Raw genomic sequence first — 18,643 nt, forward strand, 5'->3', positions numbered from 1 at the left:
GGCGGCACACACCGGCTCCACCGGGAACGAGGAGGTGATCAGGGATGGACCAACGACGCGCTGACCCGCGCGGCGCACTGGTGCGTCCGTACGCGGTCACCCGCGGTCGTACCGAACCTCGTCAGGACATCGCCCTCGAGGCAGTCCTCACCGCGTCTCTCACCCAGGTCGCCGAGTCCCGCTTCGCCGGGCACGACAAGCACCGCATCGCCACGGTCTGCGAGGGCCGAGCACAGTCGCTGGCGGAGATCGCCGCGTACACCCGGATGCCGCTTGGCGTCGCTCGGGTGTTGGTCGCCGACATGGTGGCCGAGAGCCTGCTGACGTTACACACTGCTGCTCCCGCCGAGGGGTTCGAGGAGCGGATGGAACTGCTTGGAAGGGTGCTAAGTGGACTTCGCAGGCTATGACCCCGCTGGGGGGCGGCCAGGCCGGGGAATCGTCTCCGCGAAGATCGTCGTCGCGGGCGGCTTCGGCGTCGGCAAGACGACACTGGTCGGGGCGATCTCCGAGATCACACCGCTGACCACAGAGGCGTTGATGACCGCGGCAGGTGTCGGCATCGACGACCCGTCCAAGGTCCCGGGCAAGGAGACCACCACGGTCGCCATGGACTTCGGCCGGATCACCATGGCCCAGGACCTGATCCTGTACCTCTTCGGTACACCCGGTCAGACCCGCTTCTGGTTCATGTGGGACGAGATCATCCGAGGTGCGGTGGGTGCCGCCGTGCTTGTCGACACGCGCCGGATCACCGACGCGTTCGCCCCGCTCGACTACTTCGAGAACCGCAACCTGCCGTACGTGGTGGCGCTCAACCGGTTCGACGGCGCTCCCCAGTACGAGCTGGAGGAGGTCCGCGAGGCGCTGGCCATCTCGCCGCAGGTGCCGTTGGTGATGACCGACGCCCGGCACCGGGACTCGGTGAAGCAGGTGTTGGTGACCGTCGTCGAGCACGCCATGCTGCGGCTCCAGGCCGAGCACGGGCGGGGCTTCCCCACGCCGGTCGGCTGACGCGTAGCGTCACGGCCGGCGCCCACCCGCCGGCCGTGACGCGTCAGTCGACGCGGAGCCGGTAGCCGCGCTTCACGATGGTCTGCACGACGCGCGGCGCGCGCAGGCCGGCCCGGAGGCGGGCCACCGCCATCTCCACCGCATGCTCGTCCGCGCCCCGGGGCAGCGTCCGCAGCAGCGCCGTGCGGGACAGCACCCGGCCCGGAGACTGGGCGAGCGCCCGCAGCACCGCCATCGGGGCGGGGGCGAGTGGCCGCAACTCGCCGTCGATCACTGCGGCGTGCCCGCGCAGCGTGAGCAGGTGCCCGCCGGCCTTGAACGTCACGGTCCGGCGGGGCAGCTCGTCGACGATGGTCCGCACCAGCGCGCCCAGCCGGGCACGGCCCGGCGCGCTCACCGGCACCCCGTGCCGCAGCAGCGGCTCGGCGGTCACCGCGCCGACACAGCTCGCCAGGACGTCGCCGCGGAACGCGGACAACACCGCGTCGGTACGGTCCCCGGCCGCTCGCAGGAGAGCCTCCACCGCGGGTGCCGAGGTGAAGGTCACCGCGTCCACCAACCGGCCGGTGATCAGGTCGATCAACCGGTGCAGCGGCGCCGGGTCGGTCGGCGGTGCCCACCGGTAGACCGGCACCTCGATCACCGTGGCGCCGGCCGCCTCCAACGCGAGCGTGCAGTCGGGCTGCCGCTCACCGTGCAACTGCATGGCGATCACCTGCCCGGCCACGCCACGCCGGCGCAGGTGGTCAACGACCTCGTCGCAGCTCTCCGAGGTCGGCGACCACTGGTCGTGCAGCCCCGCCGCACGAATCGCACCGCGCGCCTTCGGGCCGCGGGCCACCACGTACGAGCTGGACAGCACCGAGCGCAGCGGCTCGGCCAGCCCCCAGCCCTCGGCCGCCTCCAGCCACCCGCGCATGCCGATGCCAGTGTTTGCCATCAGGATGTCCGGCGGCTGGTTGAGGCAGGCACGGGTCGCCTCGCGCAGCTCGGTGTCGTCGGACAGCGGCACGATCCGCAACGCCGGGGCGAGCACCACCCGGGCGCCCCGCCGCTCGAGCAGCGCCGCCAACTCGTCGCGCCGCCGGTCGGCGGTCACCCCGATGGTGAAACCCGCCAGTTCTTCCCGCATCAACCCTCCTGTCGCAGCCGCACCTCGACCAGCCCGTTGCGGCAACGCGCGTCGTGCCGGCCCACGGCCACCCCGGGCAGGTCGAGGCACTGCCCGCTGCGCAGGTCGTACACCTGCTTGTGCAGCGGTGAGGCGACAGTCGGCACGCCGCCACGGCTGCCCACGATGCCCCGCGACAGCACGTACGCGCCGGAGACCGGATCGCGGTTGTCGATCGCGAACAGCTCGTCCGCGGTCCGGAAGAGGGCGATCTGCACGCCGTCGACCAGGGCGGCGACGCCCCGGTCCGGTTCCAACCGGTCGAGGTGGCAGACGGTGGTCCAGGTGAGCGTGAGGGTCTGGGTCATCGCCGTACCTCCGGTAGGCCGAGGGTGACCGGTTGCCGACGCCGACCGTTTGTCGGCTCGGATCCGGTCGGGGGATGGTCGCGTACGGGTACCGGCTGGCCGCGTTCCAGCGCGAAGGTGATCGACGGATCGGGCACGTCCGGAGCGTTGACGAACGAGGTGTAGCGGCGCAGCCGGTCCGGGTCGTTCAGCACGTCGCGCCACTCGTCGGAGTACGACGACACGTGCCGGGCCATCGCCGCGTCGAGGTCGGCGCAGAGGCCCAGCGCGTCGTCCACGATCACCGAGCGGAGATGGTCGAGGCCGCCGTCCATCGCCTCGATCCAGCCGGCGGTGCGTTGCAGCCGGTCGGCGGTGCGGATGTAATAGATCAGGAACCTGTCGATAAGCGTGATCAGCGCTTCCGTGGACAGGTCGGTGGCGAACAGGTCGGCGTGCCGGGGACGGAAGCCGCCGTTGCCGCCGACGTAGAGGTTCCAGCCGGTCTCGGTGGCGATGATGCCGAAGTCCTTGCTGCGTGCCTCGGCGCACTCGCGGGCACAACCGGAGACCGCGGACTTGATTTTGTGCGGTGCGCGCAGGCCCCGGTAGCGCAGCTCAAGCGCCACGGCCAACCCCACCGAGTCCTGCACCCCGTACCGGCACCAGGTCTCGCCCACGCAGGACTTCACCGTCCGCAGCGCCTTGCCGTACGCGTGGCCGGACTCGAAGCCGGCGTCCACCAGCCGTTGCCAGATCTGCGGCAACTGCTCCACCCGCGCACCGAACAGGTCGATCCGCTGCCCACCGGTGATCTTCGTGTAGAGCCGGAAGTCCCGGGCGACCTCACCGATCACGATCAGCTTCTCCGGGGTGATCTCACCGCCCGGGATCCGGGGCACCACCGAGTAGCTGCCGTCGCGTTGCAGGTTCGCCAGGAAGTGGTCGTTGGTGTCCTGCAACGACGCCTGCTCACCGTCGAGCACGTGCCCACTGCCCAGCGACGCGAGGATCGACGCCACCACCGGCTTGCAGATGTCGCAGCCGCGCCCCCGACCGTGCTCGGCGACCAGCCGGGAGAACGTGCGGATGCCGCGCACGCGGACGATCTCGAACAGCTCCCGCCGGCTGACGTCGAAGTGCTCACAGAGCGCACTGGACTGCACCACCCCGGCCGCGTCCAGGAGCTGCTTGAGCATCGGCACGCAGGAACCGCAACTGGTGCCGGCCCTGGTGCACGCCTTCAACGCCGGCACGTCCGCGCAGCCGTCGGCGATGGCGGCGTCCACGTCGCCACGGGTCACCGCGTTGCACGAGCAGACCTGGGCGGCGGCGGGCAACGCGCCGGCGTCCGCGCCGCCGCCGTCCGGGGCGAGCAGCGCCAGTGGCGCGGCCGGCAGCGGACCACCCACGCTGGCCCGCAGCGTGGGGTACGCGCTGGCATCGCCGACCAGCACCCCGCCGAGCAGGGTGTGCGCGTCGTCGGACAGGACCAGCTTCGCGTAGACCCGGGTGGCCGGGTCGGTGAACGTGACGTCCAGGCAGCCCTCGGTGGTGCCGTGCGCGTCGCCGAACGAGGCCACGTCGACGCCGAGCAGCTTGAGTTTGGTGGCGGTGTCCGCGCCCGGGAAGGTCGCCGCCCCACCGACCAGCCGGTCGGCCACCACCTCGGCCGTCGCGTACCCCGGCGCGACCAGGCCGTGGCAGGTGCCGTCGACCGCCGCGCACTCACCGACCGCCCAGATCCGCTCGTCGGCGCTGCGGCACGTCTCGTCGACAAGCACGCCGCCGCGCGGGCCCATCGGCAGACCGGCCGTCCGGGCCAGCTCGTCGCGCGGCCGGATACCGGCGGCCACCACCACCAGCTCGGCGTCGACAGTGCTGCCGTCGGACAGTTCCAGGGCGGCGACCGCGCCATCCGGGCCGGGCCGGATGGCGGTGGTCCCCACCCCGAGATGGGTTCGGACACCCAGGTCGTCGACGTAGCGGCGGAGCATCGCACCGCCGGCCTGGTCCACCTGCACGGGCATCAGCCGGGGCGCGAACTCGACCACGTCGGTGCTCAGGCCGAGCAGCCGCAGGGCGTTCGCGGCCTCCAGACCGAGCAGCCCACCGCCGATCACCGCTCCGACCCGCCGGCCCCGCGCGTACGCCCGGATCGCCGCCAGGTCGTCCAGGGTCCGGTAGACGAAGACCCCGGGCAGCCCGGTGCCGGGCACCGGCGGCACGAAGGGGTACGACCCGGTGGCCAGCACCAGCGCGTCGTAGTGGTACTCGCCTACGGCGGTGGTCACCACCTGCCGGTCCCGGTCGACGGCGGTGGCCGGCTCACCGAGGCGCAGCAGCACCCCGTCGTGCGGGGTGTGCACGTTGAGTTCGTCCTCGCTCACCCCGTCGAAGTACGCCGAGAGCCGCACCCGGTCGTACGCCGGACGCCCCTCCTCGGCCAGCACTGTCACCCGCCAGCGTCCGTGCGGGTCCCGGGCGCGCAGCGCGTCGACGAAACGCTGCCCGACCATGCCGTTGCCGATGACGACCAGTTCGCCGCCGTTCATCGCGTCACCTCCACCGATTCCGCTTGGCTCAGCCAGTCGACGATGCCGCCGACCGCGTCGCGGCAACCGCCGCAGCCGGTGCCGGCCCGGGTCGCGGCCACCACCGCGTCGACCGTCCGGGCCCCGGAGCGCCAACTGCGCACCAGAGCGCCCTTGCTCACCGTGTTGCACTGACAGACCGTGGCCCCGTCCGGCATCAGTGCCGGTGACGCGGCGGGTGCCGCGCCAGTCGTGCCGAGTGCCCGGCCCAGCAGCAGCGCCCGCCGGTCGGTCGGCACCGGATGGCCGCGGTCGAAGAGCTGGATCACCGTGCCGACGGCCGGGTTGTCGCCGAGCAGGATCGCGCCGACCAGTCGCTCGTCCCTGATCCGCAACCGGGCGTACGTGCCCCGGCTCGGGTCGGTGAAGGTCAGCTCCTCGCCGGGCCCGCCGCCCACCGCGTCGCCCATCGAGGCCAGGTCGATCCCGGCGGCCTTGAGCCGGGTCACCACCGGCCGGGGTCGGTACCGGGCCAGCGGGTCCGTCCCGGTCAGCACGTCGGCGAGCACCCGGGCCTGGGCCCAGGCGGGTGCGACAAGCCCGGTGAGCACGCCGTCGTGCTCGGCGCAGTCGCCGATCGCCGAGATGGACCGGTCGCTGGTACGGAGCCGGTCGTCCACGAGCACGCCCCGACCGACATCCAGCCCGGCCGCCTGCGCGAGGGCGGTGTCCGGGCGGACGCCGCAGGAGAGCACCAGCAGGTCGGCGTGCAGCGTCTGGCCGTCGGCCAGGTCGAGGCGTACGCCGGTGGCGTCCGCGGCCACGCCGATCGCCGGCACCGCGAGTTGGCTGGTGACGCCGAGACCGGCGAGCGTGCCGGCGAGCACCGCACCGGCCGCCGGGTCGAGCTGTCGTTCCATCAGGTGCCCGCGCGGGTGCACCACTGTCGTGGTCAGCCCTCGGCTGGACAGCCCGCGGGCGGCCTCCAACCCGAGCAGGCCACCGCCGAGCACGAGCGCGCTGCGCGCGCCGTCCGCCGCGGCGAGGATCCGCCGGCAGTCGTCAAGGGTCCGGAAGGGGACCACCCGATCCGGCAGGTCGGCCGGGTCGAGGCCGGGCAGTGGCGGCACCACCGCCTGGGCGCCGGTGGCCAGCACCAGGTGGTCGTAGGCGATCCGTTCGCCGTCGGCGGTGCGGACCTCCCGGGCGGACCGGTCGACGGCGGTCACCGTCACGCCGGTGCGCAGGTCGATGCCGTGCCCGGCGGCCTCGGTCAGTTCCACGTCCGGCTCGTCGACCCGGCCGGCGAGCAGGGTGGAGAGCATGATCCGGTTGTACGCCCGGTGTGGCTCCGCCCCGAGCACTGTGACCTTCCGGTCGCCTTCCCGGGCGTGCAGCTCTCCGGCGAGGCGGGCGCCCGCCATCCCGTTGCCGACGATGACCACCCGGGCGGTCATGCCTTCTCCACCCGAACCGCGCAGATCTTGAATTCGGGCATCCCGGAGATGGGGTCCACCGCGTCGTTGGTCACCGAGTTGGCCCTCCCGGCCCCCGCGTAGTGGAACGGGGCGAACACCGTGTCCGGTCGGATCCCGGCGCTGAGTCGGGCCGGGGCGCACAACTCACCTCGGCGCGAGGTGACCCGCACCGGGTCCCCGTCGTCGACGCCGAGCCGGGCGGCCAGGTCGGGGTGCAGCTCGACGAATGCCTCACCGGCGGCGCGGCGTAGCGCGGCCACCCGGCGGGTCTGGGTGCCGGACTGGTACTGCGCGAGCACCCGGCCGGTGGTGAAGTGCAGCGGGTACGCGGCGCTGACCTCCTCGGCGGCCGGTCGGTGGTCGACGGGGTGGAACCGGGCTCGGCCGTCCGGGGTGGGGAACCGGTCGGCGAAGAGCCGCGGGGTGTCCGGCCCGTCCTCGGTCGGGCAGGGCCAGTAGACGCCGTCGGCGTCGTCGATCCGGGCCCAGGTGATGCCGGCGTAGTCGGCGGCCCCACCGGCCGAGGCGCGGCGCAACTCGGCGAACACGGCGGCCGGGTCGGCGGGGAACCGCGCCGCCGCACCGGCACCCGGCAGCGTGGTGTCCGGCGCGCCGGCCGGTTTTTCGGCGGCGGCCAGGCGGGCCGCGAGGGCGGAGATGATGTCCAGGTCGGTCCGGACGTCCGGCGGGGGCGGGCGGAGCGCGCGCCGACGTAGCACCCGACCCTCCAGGTTGGTCATGGTGCCGTCCTCCTCGGCCCACTGGGCGGTGGGCAGCACCACGTCCGCCAGCGCAGCCGTCTCGGAGAGCAGGAGGTCGGCGACGACAAGCAGGTCGAGGTCGCGCAGCCGGCTCTCGATCCGGGCCGCCCGGGGTGCGGAGATCACCGGGTTCGAGCCGAACACCAGCAGGGCCCGGGGGCCGTCCGGTGTGCCGAGCGAGTCGAGCAGTTGGTAGGCCGGCACACCCGGGCCGGGCAGCTCGTCGGCCGGCACCCCCCAGACGCCGGCCACGTGCTCGCGGGCCACCGGGTCGTCGATCCGCCGGTAGCCGGGGAGTTGGTCGGCCTTCTGCCCGTGCTCCCGCCCACCCTGGCCGTTGCCCTGGCCGGTGAGGCAGCCGTATCCCGAACCGTCGCGGCCGGGCAGCCCGAGGGCGAGGGCGAGATTGACGTACGCGGTGACCGTGTCGACGCCCTTGGCATGCTGCTCGGCCCCACGAGCGGTAAGGATGATCACTCGACCGCCGGTGCCCAGCGCGCGGGCGGTCGCCTCCAGGTCGGCCACCGGCACTCCGGAGAGCTGCTCCGCGCGGGCCGGCCACCAGGCGGCGACGCTGCGGCGGACCGCCTCGAACCCGGAGGTGCGGTCGGCCACGTACGCCCGGTCGACCCAGCCCTCGGTGAGCGCGATGTGCAGCAGCGCGTTGGCCACCGCGAGGTCGGTGCCGGGCAGGGGTTGCAGGTGCAGGTCGGCCTGGCGGGCGGTGGCGGTGACCCGGGGGTCGACGACGATCAGCTTGCCGCCGTTGCCGCGCTGCTCGGTGAGCCAGCGCACCAGGGGCGGCATGGTCTCCGCCGGGTTCGCGCCGACCAGCAGCAGCGTGTCGGCCCGGCCCAGGTCGGAGAGGGGGAACGGCAGGCCTCGGTCGAGGCCGAAGGCACGCATCCCGGCGGCGGCCGCCGAGGACATGCAGAACCGTCCGTTGTAGTCGATGTGCCGGGTGCGGAGCCCGATCCGGGCGAACTTCCCGAGCGCGTACGCCTTCTCGTTGGTCAGGCCGCCGCCGCCGAAGACGGCTACCGCGTCCCGGCCGGCTGCGTCCTGAACGGCGCGGACGCCGTCGACGATCCGGTCGAGGGCGACGTCCCAGCTCGCCGGGCGGAGTTCGCCCGTGGCGGGGTCGCGCACCAGGGGGGTGGTCAGCCGCTCCGGGTGGTCGAGCAGTTCGGCGGCGGTCCAACCCTTCTGGCAGAGCCCGCCCCGGTTGGTGGGGAACTGGCGGGGGTGGACCGTCACCCCGGTGTCGTCCTCGCGTAGCACCATGCCGCACTGAAGCGCGCAGTACGGGCAGTGCGTCGCCACCTGCCGGGGCGTGCGCCCCGGTCGAGTCGCCGACCATGCACCGTCTGTCATGTCGGCAAAGCGTGCCGCCGGGCAGTTTCCAGTCCGGGTCTCTTCTGTTTCGGTCCTGTCAAGTGGGGCTCACACCGCACAGGAGCAGCGGACGTGGCGGGTGGGTGGTGTCGGTCGACCTGCCGTCCGTCGTCGGCAATTGATGCCGCTCATGTCCCACCAAGCGGTAGGTGCCGTGCTCAACCGACCGACCTCGCCTACTATATGGGAAAACCGTCTCATTAAATGGGAGCAGCGATGAGCGTGGTGGACGTGTTCGACGCGGTGGCCGGCACCTACGACGAGGAGCGCCGGCGCCTGATTCCCTGCTTCGACGCCTTCTACGGCACGGCCGTCCAGGTGGCCGCGCCGCCGCTGCGCGCCGCGCTCGCCGCCGGTCGTACCCCCGAGGTGTTGGATCTGGGCGCCGGCACCGGCCTGCTCTCGCTGCTGCTGGCCGCGGCGGTGCCCGGAGTCCGGCTGACCCTGGTGGACGGGGCGCCGGCGATGCTCGCCCGCGCCACCGCGCAGTTGCGCGACCGGTCCGTGCCGCACCGGTCGGTGCGGGCCGACCTGTCCGACGAGCTGCCGCCGGGCCGGTACGACGCGGTGGTCAGCGCGCTGGCCATCCACCACCTGGACGACGCCGGCAAGCGCGCGCTCTACCGGCGGGCCGCCGCCGCGCTGGCGCCGGGCGGGGTGTTCGTCAACGCCGAGCAGGTCGCCGGGCCGACCCCGGAGCTGGAGCGGCGCTACGACGAGGTGTGGATGGAGCGGATCGCCGAGCTGGGCGCGTCCCCCGAGGAGATCGCCGGCTCCCGGGGGCGGATGCGGCACGACCGGCCGGCGACAGTCACCGACCAGTGCCGGTGGCTCGCCGAGGCCGGTCTGGTCGACGTCGACTGTTACTTCAAGGAGTGGCGCTTCGCGGTGTTCGGTGGTCGGGCCCGGTGAGAGCCGCCGGAATGGGCGTTTCGACGCCGTACGCGAGCCGGTCGGCGCGGGGATGACTGGCAGTCATACCGCTGGGTAGTCTCAGCGGCATGACTGCCAAGGTGACTCTGTCGTTTACCGACGAGACGATCGAGGAGGCGCGGCGGTTCGCCAAGCGGGAGGGGCTGTCGCTCTCGGCGTGGATGGACCAGGCCGCCCGCGAGAAGGCGCTGCGCGAGGTCTTCACCGCGCACGCCGCCGCCGTGGGCCGCGCCGGCCTGGACCTGGAGTCCGCCGCTCTCGCCGACGCCCGCGAGGTGGGTATGGTCAACGACCTGCTCTCCGGCGGACGCCCGCGTGCTGCGTAGGGGAGAGGTCTGGCGCATCGAGGGCGCCCGCGAACGCCTCGGTCTCGTGATCAGCTCGGACGTCTACAACTCCACAGACGTGCCCATCGTGATCGTGGTCGAGGTGGTCGAGGAGTCACTGCTGCGCGACTCGCCGCTGGCCGTGTCGATGGGCCGGTACGTGGTGATGCCCGACCGCATCTCCTCGCCGATGAAGAAGTGGTTCACCGACTGCGTGGACGTCGCCGACACCGACACCATGCTCCGGGTCGGCCGCGCGCTGCGCATCCTCCAACAGCTCTGAGCACCGACCTCACCACCGCCGACGGCCCGTGGTGCGATCCCCGTTTCCGGGCCGACCCAGGACGGGCACTGCCAGGTAACCAGGCGTTCCTAGCGTCTCTCCTCGTCACATCGACGAGAAGGAGCCGCCGTGAGCACGCTCACCAGCACCGCAGTCACCGCCGCGCCGTCGGCCGCCACCGCGCGTGGGCGCCGGCTCGACGACTGGCGTCCCGAGGACCCCGACTTCTGGCAGGCGACGGGCGCGCCGATCGCCCGCCGCAACCTCTGGGTCTCGATCTTCGCCGAGCACGTCGGCTTCTCGGTGTGGAGCCTCTGGTCGGTGACAGTGCTCTTCCTCGGCCCCGCGTACGGCATCGACCCGGCCGGGAAGTTCCTGCTCACCGCCGTGCCGGCGGCGCTGGGGGCGGTGTTGCGGCTGCCGTACACGCTGGCGGTGGCCCGCTTCGGCGGGCGGCGCTGGACGACCATCAGCGCCCTGCTGCTGCTGGTGCCCACGGTGCCGATGACGGTGCTGCTGGAGCCCGGGGTGTCCTACTCCACCCTGATGGTGCTCGCCTGCCTCACCGGCGTCGGTGGCGGCAACTTCGCCTCCTCGATGGCGAACATCAACCTGTTCTACCCCCAGCGGCTCAAGGGACGCGCCCTCGGGCTCAACGCCGGCGGTGGCAATCTCGGCGTACCCGCTGTGCAGTTGGTCGGGCTGGCGGTCCTCGCCACCGCCGGTGCCGCGTACCCCCGGTTGGTCCCGGCGGTCTACCTGCCGCTGATCGTGTTGGCCGCGCTGGCCGCGAGCCGCTGGCTGGACACCGTGCCCGGGGCGCGCAACGAGCCGGGCGCGCTGCGTGAGGCGGCCCGCGACCCGCACACCTGGGTCATGTCGCTGCTCTACATCGGCACCTTCGGGTCGTTCATCGGGTTCGGTTTCGCCTTCGGTCAGGTGCTCCAGCTCCAGTTCGCCGAGCGGTTCCCCACCCCGGTCGACGCCGCCTGGTTGACCTTCCTCGGCCCGCTTGTCGGCTCGCTGATCCGGCCGCTGGGCGGGCACCTCGCCGACCGGCTGGGCGGATCCCGGGTGACCTTCTGGAACTTCGTCGCGATGGCGTCCGGCGCGGGCATCGTGCTGTACGCGGCCCGGGAGCGCTCGTTCGGGCTCTACCTGGCCGGGTTCATCGCCCTCTTCGTGTTCTCCGGCATCGGCAACGGCTCCACGTACAAGATGATCCCGGCGATCTTCCGGGCCCGGGCGGCGGACGCGGTGGCCGACGGCCACCGCGATCCGGAGGCCGCCGCCCGTTGGGCGCGGCGGATGACCGGCGCGTTGATCGGCATCGCGGGCGCGATCGGCGCCTCCGGTGGGGTGCTCGTCAACGTCGCGTTCCGGCAGTCGTTCCTCGGCTCCGGCAACGCCGACGCCGCCTACCTGGCCTTCATCGGCTGGTACGCGCTGTGCTTCGTGGTCACCTGGGTCGTCTACCGTCGTCCGGGCGCCGATCGGCTCGCCGGCGTGTGAGCTGAGCCACCGCCGGCGGGTCGCCGTGCGGATCGGCACCCCCGTTTTGACCTGCGGACACCGCGCCGGGTATCGTTGCCTGCTGTTGTACGACATCCAGAGGCGTGCCCTATCAGGTACGCTTGGTCGTTCGTGCGCGCTGGTCCGGCCTGCAAGATCTGGTCACCTCGGCGCGCGACCCCAGACCGACGACGAGACAAGGTAGACCTGTGCGTACGTACAGCCCGAAGCCGGGTGAGATCGAGCGTCAGTGGCACGTCATCGACGCCTCTGATGTCGTGCTGGGCCGCCTGGCCACCCACGCCGCCACGTTGCTGCGTGGTAAGCACAAGCCGACTTTCGCGCCGCACGTCGACACGGGCGACTTTGTCGTCATCGTGAACGCGGGCAAGGTTGCGTTGACCGGCAACAAGCGCCAGACCAAGGTTGCTTACCGCCACTCCGGTTACCCGGGTGGTCTGAAGCAGATCGGCTACGACGAGCTGCTGACCAAGCGCCCCGAGCGGGCCATCGAGCTGGCTGTGAAGGGGATGCTCCCGCACAACAAGCTCGGCCGTCAGCTGATCAAGAAGCTGAAGGTGTACGCCGGTGCCGAGCACCCGCACCTCGCGCAGCAGCCGGTGCCGTTCGAGATCAAGCAGATCGCGCAGTGAGCGCGGGCGAAGGAAGCAGCATGACCGACATCACCACCGAGACCGAGGTCGCCCCGGAAGCTCCCGAGGCCACCGAGGCGCCGGCGCCCGTCGCCCGCGCGCCTCGTGGTGACCGGCCGATCCAGACCGTGGGCCGCCGCAAGGAGGCCATCGTCCGGGTCCGTATCGTCCCGGGCACCGGCAAGATCACCTGCAACGGCCAGGACCTCGAGGCCTACTTCCCGAGCAAGGTGCACCAGCAGCTCATCAAGGACCCGCTGGTCACCGCCGAGAAGCTTGAGCAGTTCGACATCATCGCCAACCTGCGTGGCGGCGGCACCACCGGCCAGGCCGGTGCGCTCCGACTCGGCATCGCCCGGGCGCTGATCGTCAACGAGCCCGATGACCGCCCGGCCCTGAAGAAGGCCGGCTTCCTCACCCGGGACGCCCGGGTCAAGGAGAGCAAGAAGTACGGCCTCAAGAAGGCCCGTAAGGCTCCCCAGTACTCGAAGCGCTGATCTTTTCCAGCGCGTTGTACTTCTGACGGACGGCCGGTTCGCCTCCCCCCGACTCGGGGGAGGCGGCCGGCCGTTTCGTTTTCTCCACATCGGCAGCGCACCACGGAGGTTGGCGGGTATGGGTCGGTTGTTCGGCACGGACGGCGTACGCGGGCGGGCGAACGCGGATCTCACCCCGGAGTTGGCGCTGGCGCTCGCGGTGGCCGCCGCGCACACGCTCGCCGAGACGGACCGCAGCCACCCGCCGCTGGCCGTCGTCGGCCGGGACACCCGGGCCAGTGGCGAAATGCTGGAGGCCGCAGTGGTCGCCGGCCTGACCAGCGCCGGTGCCAACGTGGTGCGGGTCGGCGTGCTGCCCACCCCCGCGGTGGCGTTCCTCACCGCCGAGGCCAAGGCCGACCTCGGCGTGGTGCTCTCCGCGTCACACAACCCGATGCCGGACAACGGCATCAAGCTCTTCGCCGCCGGCGGGCACAAGTTGCCCGACGAGATCGAGATGAAGATCGAGGCCGCCGTGGAGGCCAACGCCACCACCGCGTGGGACCGGCCCACCGGTGCCGGCATCGGCCGGGTGCACGACCTGCTCGACGGTGCCGACCACTACGTCCAGCACCTGGTCGGGGCCGTGCCGCACCGGCTGGACGGGATCAAGGTCGTGGTCGACTGCGCCAACGGCGCCGCCGCCGAGGTCGCCCCGGTCGCCTACCGGGAAGCCGGCGCGGAGGTCGTCGCGATCCACGCCGAGCCGAACGGCCTGAACATCAACGACGAGTGCGGTTCCAACCACATCGAGGCGCTGCGCGAGGCAGTTGTCGAGCACGGCGCCCACCTGGGCATCGCCCACGACGGCGACGCCGACCGGATCGTGGCGGTCAGCGCCGACGGCGACGAGGTCGACGGCGACCAGGTGATGGCGATCCTCGCGCTTGCCATGCGGGACGCCGGCACGCTCACCCAGGACACTCTGGTCGCGACCGTGATGAGCAACCTCGGCCTGCGGTTGGCCATGTCCGCGCAGGGCATCCGGCTGATCGAGACAAAGGTCGGTGACCGGTACGTCCTGGAGGCACTGCGCGCGTCCGGGCTGGCGCTCGGCGGTGAGCAGAGCGGGCACATCGTCATGCCCGCGCACGCCACCACCGGCGACGGGGTGCTCACCGGCCTGCACCTGATGGCTCGGATGGCCGCCACCGGCAAGTCCCTCGCCGAGCTGGCCTCGGTGGTCACCAAACTGCCCCAGGTGCTGATCAACGTGCCGGTCGGCGACCGGACCGTCGGCGCAGCCGCACCGGCCGTTCGCGCCGAGGTCGAGCGGGCCGAGGCGGAGCTGGGTGAGACCGGGCGGGTGCTGCTGCGCCCGTCGGGCACCGAGCCGCTGGTCCGGGTGATGGTCGAGGCCGCCACCGAGCAGACCGCCCGCGAGGTGGCCGAGCGGATCGCCGAGCTGGTCCGCTCCGCCAGCCCGGCCGGCTGAGACAGCCACCGGCTGCGGCGTCACAACCGCAGCCGGGCCACGCGTTCGTAGGTGTCGGCCGGGTCCTCGCCGCTGGTGAGGTCGAGATCCTCGACCACCCGGCCGTCGGCGAGCCTGACCAGCCGGTCGCACCGGGCGGCGATGGCCTGTTCGTGGGTGGCCAGCAGGATGGTCATGCCGTGCCGGTCCCGGAGGTCGAGCAGCAGGTCCAGGATCTGCCCGCCGGTGGTGGAGTCGAGGTTGCCGGTCGGCTCGTCGGCCAGCAGCAGGCCCGGCGCGCCCATCAGCGCGCGGGCGATGGCGACCCGTTGCTGCTGACCGCCGGAGAGCTGCGCCGGCAGGGCCCGCTCGCGCCCGGCCAGGCCGACCGCGTCGAGCAGCTCCCGGGCCCGTGCCGCGTGGTCGGCTCGGCCGCGTCGCGGCAGCACCGGGGCGATCACGTTGTCCAGCACTGTCAACGCTGGGAGCAGGTGGTAGCGCTGGAAGACGAATCCCACCCGCTGCCGGTAGCGGGCCAGTGCGGCGCGGCGCAGCGACGTGATCTCCACGTCGTCGACGGTGATGGTGCCGCTGTCGGCCTGCTCGATGGCACCGATCAGGTGCAGCAGTGTCGACTTGCCGGAGCCGCTCGGACCGGTGAGCGCCACCACCGACCCGGCCGCGATCTCCAGTGAGACGTCGTCGACGGCGGTGAGCTGCTCCGCGCCGGTGCGGAACTGCCGGCGCAGCCCGAGCGTCCGAACCGTGCGGCCCGTCGTTGCCTCCATCGTCACTCCTCTGCGAGCAGCCGTGCGGTCGGTAGCCGGCGCAGCAACGCGGCCGGCACGAGTGCCGCCAGACAGGTGAGGAGCACCCCGCCGAGCGCCACCGTGGCGGCGGCCAGGACCAGGGCGGCCGGCAGACCACCGACCAGCCAGGCGGCCCCGGCGAGCCCGAGCCCCGCCCCGGCCACCGCCCCGAGCGCGCCGATGAGGAGCCCCTCGTAACCCACCAGGCGGCTCAGTGCCGCGTCCGTCCACCCGATCGCCCGCAGCGTGGACAGCTCGGCGGCGCGGTCCCGGACGTTCAGGTACAGCACGTCGGCGACGGCGCCCGCGCCCAGCAGGACGGTGACGACAGCGGCCAGTGTGTCCGCACCCCGGACGCTGAGCGAGACGGTGTCGCCGAGCAGGTTGCCGACGATCGCGCCACGGAAGGCGTAGGCGGCGGCGGTGACCACTGTCAGCGCGGCCAGCCCGATGGCCAGCGCACCGGCACCGAGCACTGTGCGCCCGGGGGTGCGGACCAGGTTGACCAGGGCCATCCCGAACAGGCCGCGAGGCCGCCGTACCCACCGAGCCGGGGCCACCAGCGGCCGCAGGGCGGCGGCCGGATGGGTGCCCGCGGCTCGCAGCGCCGGGACCAGGCCCGCCACCAGCGCCAGCAGCAGACCCACCGGTACGGCGAGCGCCGCCCGCCGCCAGCCGATCCCGATGTCCAGTGCGGCGGCCAACGGGAACGCCAGCCCGAGGGCCAGCACGCCGGCGGCCAGCCCCAGCGCGGCCACCTCACCGAGGACCAACGCCGCGATGCGGCGGGCGGGCCAGCCCAGGCAGGCGAGCACCGCCAGCTCGGGACGCCGGTCGCGGACGGCGGCGGAGACCGCGTTGCCGAGGAACAGCCCGCAGACCACGAGCACCAGCCCGAAGAGGACGAGGCTCTTGCGGTCGACGGCTCTGGTGATGACCGAGGCCACCCCGAGGGCGGACCACGGCTCGGTAAGCCGCAGCTCGGGCCGGCCGAACGAGCCGGCGGGCAGCTCCACGGTCTGCGGCGCGGGCGATGAGCCGAAGGTGAGATCGACGTCCAGCCCGGTCGTGTCGGCGATCCGCTCGGCGATGAGCCGGACCCGTTCGGCGGACCGTTCGGTGTAGCCGGCGACGTCGGTGACCCGGACCCGGATCGCGCTGATCGGCGCCGTCCGGGCGGGGGAGGCGCTGCTCTCCAGCAGCTTCGGCACCGCGGCCAGGGTGGTGAGCAGCAGTGGTGGCGAGGAGAGGTAGCCGGCCGGGTTGCCGTTCGGTTCCAGCGGCTGGCCGCCCAGCGCCTGGCGGCTGCGCTCGTCGGCGCCATCGGTGCGGGGCGGTTCGTAGGTCTCCAGCGGGACCCGGGACAGGTCGCTGAACCCGCTCAGCTTCTCCGGATCGAAGATGCCGACGGTCCGCCAGGCTATGAGCTGGGAGAAAGCGCCCGGTGGTTGCATGGGGACCGCGGTCAGCGGGCGGAAGCCGTTGTCGTCGGCCGACCACGGACGGCCGTCGAAGTTGTACGTGTTGTCGCTGCCGAAGGTCGCGGGATCCAACGGTGGTCGCGGGACAGCACGGAGAGTGCCGTCGGGGCGTCGGTCGTACTCCGTCGCACCCGCTTGGACGATCGTCTGCAACTCACCCCGGCAGCAGCCGGTCGGGGAGATCCCCTCGGAGAGCAGGTCGCGATAGCCGTCGGCCAGCGCGTACTCCTCGGTCCCGGCCCTGACCCCGGTGGCGTTGTCCAGCGCATACTCCATGTCGGCGATGCTCAGCCCGGCGGGCCGCGCCTGCGGCAGCCGGGTGAGGGCGGACCGCACGGTGACGTCGAGGTAGGGGCGGCTGGTGGTCAACACCGGGATGAACCGCTCGGGCACATGCGCAGGGAGGTGGGTGTCGGTGGCCGTGTCGTCGGGCCGGAGGGAGCGGCCCTCGGTCACCGCGTCGTCGAGGCCGACGAGCCGCTGTTCCGCGTCGGGGTCGACGGCGGCCAGCAGGAACGGCACCGTCACGAAGTAGCTGGCCACCAGTCGGTCGGTGGCGACGCGTTTGGCGCGACCAGACTGCCAGCGGTTCTCCTCGAAGCGCCCGTCGGGTAACAGCCGGACGGTGTCGACGCTCCAGTTCTTCCGTTCGGAGACCCATCCGTTCCCCGGTTGCGGGGTCGCGTGGGGGTCGCAGATCGGCTGGCTCTGTCCGTCCGGAAGCAGTTCCCGTGGGACATCCCCGCAATTCTGGTCGTACGGGTACTTCCGGCCGTCCGAGTACGGGATCGAGGAGAGGTCCGTGTCGTAGCCTCCCTCGGGATAGAGCAGTGGGCGCTTGGTCACGTACACGTAGCGTGGACGGCTCGGGGCGGTGGAGAGCCCGCGGTCGGCGGTGAAGGTGGGGTCGATCCGGATGACCTGCCGTTCAAGGGAACGGTCGACCGCGTCGGTCAGGTCGAACCGGACCGACACCGATGAGGTCGAGTAGCCCAGCATGGCGATCGGAGCGGCCACGTCGACGCCGGCGACCTGCTGCACCTGCTCGTACTGCGCGGGAGTGATGCCACCGAACAGCCCGGAGAGGTAGTTGGGGCGGACCAGCCCACGTTCGGCCTCCAGCGGCGTGCGCGTCCCCTGGGGACGGACCAGGATGTCGTAGGCGGACTGCGTGTTGCGCTCCAGCGCACCGGTGACGTCGAGGCGGGAGGTGGTGGTGGCGCCGGTCAGGACGACGAAGCCGGTGGTCGCCACCAACACGCCCGCCAGCAGCGCCACCGACCGGCCAGCACGGCCGCGTAGCTGCGCCCAGATGAAACCGAGCATGTCGCGCCTCCCCGTGTGCTACCCCACACTCTGCGCGTTACATTGTCACAATGCAAGGCCTGGCCCGTCGGTCAGCAGAATCGGAGGAGACGGTGGCCATCCAGCACGCGGTTCTGGCACTGCTCGCGCGCGGCCCGAGCTACGGCTACGAGCTGAAGGGCGCCTTCGAGGCCGCCACCGGTCCACAGTGGGGGTCGCTCAACATCGGCCACCTCTACCAGATCCTCGACCGACTCTCCCGGGACAGCCTGGTGGTCGCCGAGCGGCAGGCCCAACCGGTGAAACCCGACCGGGTCGTCTACCAGATCACTCCCGCCGGGCGGGCCGAACTCGCCCGATGGCTCGACGAGCCGAGCCCGCGCAGTGGCGGCTTCCGGGACGACTTCTTCCTCAAGGTCACCGCCGCCGCCCGATCGGGCTCCGCGCAGACCGTCCGCACCGTGCTCAGCAACCAACGTGGGCACCTGCTTCGCGAGTTGCGCAACCTCGACGGGCTGCGCCGCAAAGCCGCCGACCCGGTGGTCGGGCTGCTGCTCGCCGCGGCCAGCCGACACGTCGAGGCCGACCTCGCCTTCGTCAACGACGCCGAGGCGGTGCTGCTGGCCGACGGTGGGGCGCTGCTCGCCGCCTTGGCCGTCGCGCCGTCGGAGATCGCGGCGTCCGTCGCCGACGCCTCCTCGCCCCCGTCGGCGGACGACACCGGACCGGCCCGGGCGGCCGGCTGACCACA

17 protein-coding genes are annotated in these 18,643 nt (G+C 72.5%); 10 read left to right on the plus strand and 7 right to left on the minus strand.

Annotated elements, in window-relative coordinates:
• Positions 1-44: 44 nt before the first annotated feature.
• Both AB0F61_RS25830 and AB0F61_RS25835 read left to right on the plus strand, forming a co-directional pair.
• Positions 45-410, plus strand: coding sequence for a DUF742 domain-containing protein (locus tag AB0F61_RS25830; protein ID WP_124778091.1), 366 nt, complete (start codon positions 45-47; stop codon positions 408-410).
• On the plus strand, positions 391-1,014 hold the full coding sequence (locus tag AB0F61_RS25835; RefSeq protein ID WP_184178649.1) for an ATP/GTP-binding protein: 624 nt from the start codon (positions 391-393) through the stop codon (positions 1,012-1,014). Before AB0F61_RS25830 ends, AB0F61_RS25835 begins: the two co-directional genes overlap by 20 nt.
• Before the next feature lie 43 nt (positions 1,015-1,057).
• Here the strand turns inward: AB0F61_RS25835 and AB0F61_RS25840 are convergent, their stop codons facing one another.
• The 5 genes from AB0F61_RS25840 to AB0F61_RS25860 are packed head-to-tail and all read right to left on the minus strand — an operon-like array spanning position 1,058 to position 8,619.
• Positions 1,058-2,146, minus strand: coding sequence for a uroporphyrinogen-III synthase (locus AB0F61_RS25840; protein WP_357814347.1), 1,089 nt, complete (start codon positions 2,144-2,146; stop codon positions 1,058-1,060).
• Positions 2,146-2,493, minus strand: coding sequence for a nitrite reductase small subunit NirD (gene nirD / locus AB0F61_RS25845; protein ID WP_357814350.1), 348 nt, complete (start codon positions 2,491-2,493; stop codon positions 2,146-2,148). The genes AB0F61_RS25840 and nirD overlap by 1 nt, the downstream gene beginning before the upstream one ends.
• The gene (gene nirB, locus AB0F61_RS25850; protein ID WP_357814352.1) at positions 2,490-5,027 is read right to left on the minus strand and encodes a nitrite reductase large subunit NirB; all 2,538 of its coding nucleotides are present in this window, start codon (positions 5,025-5,027) and stop codon (positions 2,490-2,492) included. The genes nirD and nirB overlap by 4 nt, the downstream gene beginning before the upstream one ends.
• Positions 5,024-6,463: an FAD-dependent oxidoreductase gene (locus AB0F61_RS25855; protein WP_357814355.1), complete on the minus strand. Its 1,440-nt coding sequence runs from the start codon at positions 6,461-6,463 to the stop codon at positions 5,024-5,026. Before AB0F61_RS25855 ends, nirB begins: the two co-directional genes overlap by 4 nt.
• The gene (locus AB0F61_RS25860) at positions 6,460-8,619 is read right to left on the minus strand and encodes a molybdopterin oxidoreductase family protein (protein WP_357814358.1); all 2,160 of its coding nucleotides are present in this window, start codon (positions 8,617-8,619) and stop codon (positions 6,460-6,462) included. The genes AB0F61_RS25855 and AB0F61_RS25860 overlap by 4 nt, the downstream gene beginning before the upstream one ends.
• A 237-nt stretch (positions 8,620-8,856) precedes the next feature.
• Between AB0F61_RS25860 and AB0F61_RS25865 the strand changes: the two genes are divergently transcribed.
• The 7 genes from AB0F61_RS25865 to glmM all read left to right on the plus strand — a co-directional run bounded on the left by AB0F61_RS25865 (position 8,857) and on the right by glmM (position 14,318).
• A complete protein-coding gene (locus AB0F61_RS25865) occupies positions 8,857-9,552 on the plus strand; it encodes a methyltransferase domain-containing protein (protein ID WP_357814361.1) in 696 nt (231 codons plus the stop codon).
• An 89-nt stretch (positions 9,553-9,641) separates the two neighbouring features.
• Positions 9,642-9,899 (plus strand): DUF6364 family protein, encoded by a 258-nt coding sequence (locus AB0F61_RS25870; protein WP_088950199.1) that lies wholly within the window; start codon positions 9,642-9,644, stop codon positions 9,897-9,899.
• The gene (locus tag AB0F61_RS25875; protein WP_151488090.1) at positions 9,889-10,182 is read left to right on the plus strand and encodes a hypothetical protein; all 294 of its coding nucleotides are present in this window, start codon (positions 9,889-9,891) and stop codon (positions 10,180-10,182) included. Before AB0F61_RS25870 ends, AB0F61_RS25875 begins: the two co-directional genes overlap by 11 nt.
• A gap of 129 nt (positions 10,183-10,311) precedes the next feature.
• Positions 10,312-11,694 (plus strand): nitrate/nitrite transporter, encoded by a 1,383-nt coding sequence (locus tag AB0F61_RS25880; RefSeq protein ID WP_357814365.1) that lies wholly within the window; start codon positions 10,312-10,314, stop codon positions 11,692-11,694.
• A 209-nt stretch (positions 11,695-11,903) separates the two neighbouring features.
• Positions 11,904-12,347, plus strand: coding sequence for a 50S ribosomal protein L13 (gene rplM, locus AB0F61_RS25885; RefSeq protein WP_053653864.1), 444 nt, complete (start codon positions 11,904-11,906; stop codon positions 12,345-12,347).
• A gap of 20 nt (positions 12,348-12,367) precedes the next feature.
• A complete protein-coding gene (gene rpsI, locus AB0F61_RS25890) occupies positions 12,368-12,844 on the plus strand; it encodes a 30S ribosomal protein S9 (protein WP_357814368.1) in 477 nt (158 codons plus the stop codon).
• Between the two features lie 118 nt (positions 12,845-12,962).
• Entirely contained in the window at positions 12,963-14,318 is a 1,356-nt protein-coding gene (glmM, locus tag AB0F61_RS25895; RefSeq protein ID WP_357814370.1) for a phosphoglucosamine mutase, read from the plus strand.
• Positions 14,319-14,338: 20 nt separating this feature from the next.
• Here the strand turns inward: glmM and AB0F61_RS25900 are convergent, their stop codons facing one another.
• Together AB0F61_RS25900 and AB0F61_RS25905 are read right to left on the minus strand one after the other, a co-directional pair.
• Positions 14,339-15,085, minus strand: coding sequence for an ABC transporter ATP-binding protein (locus AB0F61_RS25900; RefSeq protein ID WP_357814373.1), 747 nt, complete (start codon positions 15,083-15,085; stop codon positions 14,339-14,341).
• Between the two features lie 2 nt (positions 15,086-15,087).
• Positions 15,088-17,913: an FtsX-like permease family protein gene (locus tag AB0F61_RS25905; RefSeq protein ID WP_357814376.1), complete on the minus strand. Its 2,826-nt coding sequence runs from the start codon at positions 17,911-17,913 to the stop codon at positions 15,088-15,090.
• A 92-nt stretch (positions 17,914-18,005) separates the two neighbouring features.
• Here AB0F61_RS25905 and AB0F61_RS25910 point away from each other — a divergent pair, with 92 nt between their 5' ends.
• Entirely contained in the window at positions 18,006-18,638 is a 633-nt protein-coding gene (locus AB0F61_RS25910; protein WP_357814378.1) for a PadR family transcriptional regulator, read from the plus strand.
• Positions 18,639-18,643 lie beyond the last annotated feature (5 nt).

Source organism: Micromonospora sp. NPDC023888, assembly GCF_040639415.1.
Lineage (GTDB): Bacteria > Actinomycetota > Actinomycetes > Mycobacteriales > Micromonosporaceae > Micromonospora.

What these genes read in the sequence shown, in the direction of transcription:
- AB0F61_RS25905 (WP_357814376.1), bottom strand. Translation starts at nt 17,913, where the DNA reads ATGCTCGGTTTCATCTGGGCGCAGCTACGCGGCCGTGCTGGCCGGTCG.
- glmM (WP_357814370.1), top strand. Translation starts at nt 12,963, where the DNA reads ATGGGTCGGTTGTTCGGCACGGACGGCGTACGCGGGCGGGCGAACGCG.
- AB0F61_RS25900 (WP_357814373.1), bottom strand. Translation starts at nt 15,085, where the DNA reads ATGGAGGCAACGACGGGCCGCACGGTTCGGACGCTCGGGCTGCGCCGG.
- rpsI (WP_357814368.1), top strand. Translation starts at nt 12,368, where the DNA reads ATGACCGACATCACCACCGAGACCGAGGTCGCCCCGGAAGCTCCCGAG.
- nirB (WP_357814352.1), bottom strand. Translation starts at nt 5,027, where the DNA reads ATGAACGGCGGCGAACTGGTCGTCATCGGCAACGGCATGGTCGGGCAG.
- AB0F61_RS25840 (WP_357814347.1), bottom strand. Translation starts at nt 2,146, where the DNA reads ATGCGGGAAGAACTGGCGGGTTTCACCATCGGGGTGACCGCCGACCGG.
- AB0F61_RS25860 (WP_357814358.1), bottom strand. Translation starts at nt 8,619, where the DNA reads ATGACAGACGGTGCATGGTCGGCGACTCGACCGGGGCGCACGCCCCGG.
- AB0F61_RS25865 (WP_357814361.1), top strand. Translation starts at nt 8,857, where the DNA reads ATGAGCGTGGTGGACGTGTTCGACGCGGTGGCCGGCACCTACGACGAG.
- AB0F61_RS25855 (WP_357814355.1), bottom strand. Translation starts at nt 6,463, where the DNA reads ATGACCGCCCGGGTGGTCATCGTCGGCAACGGGATGGCGGGCGCCCGC.
- AB0F61_RS25870 (WP_088950199.1), top strand. Translation starts at nt 9,642, where the DNA reads ATGACTGCCAAGGTGACTCTGTCGTTTACCGACGAGACGATCGAGGAG.
- nirD (WP_357814350.1), bottom strand. Translation starts at nt 2,493, where the DNA reads ATGACCCAGACCCTCACGCTCACCTGGACCACCGTCTGCCACCTCGAC.
- AB0F61_RS25830 (WP_124778091.1), top strand. Translation starts at nt 45, where the DNA reads ATGGACCAACGACGCGCTGACCCGCGCGGCGCACTGGTGCGTCCGTAC.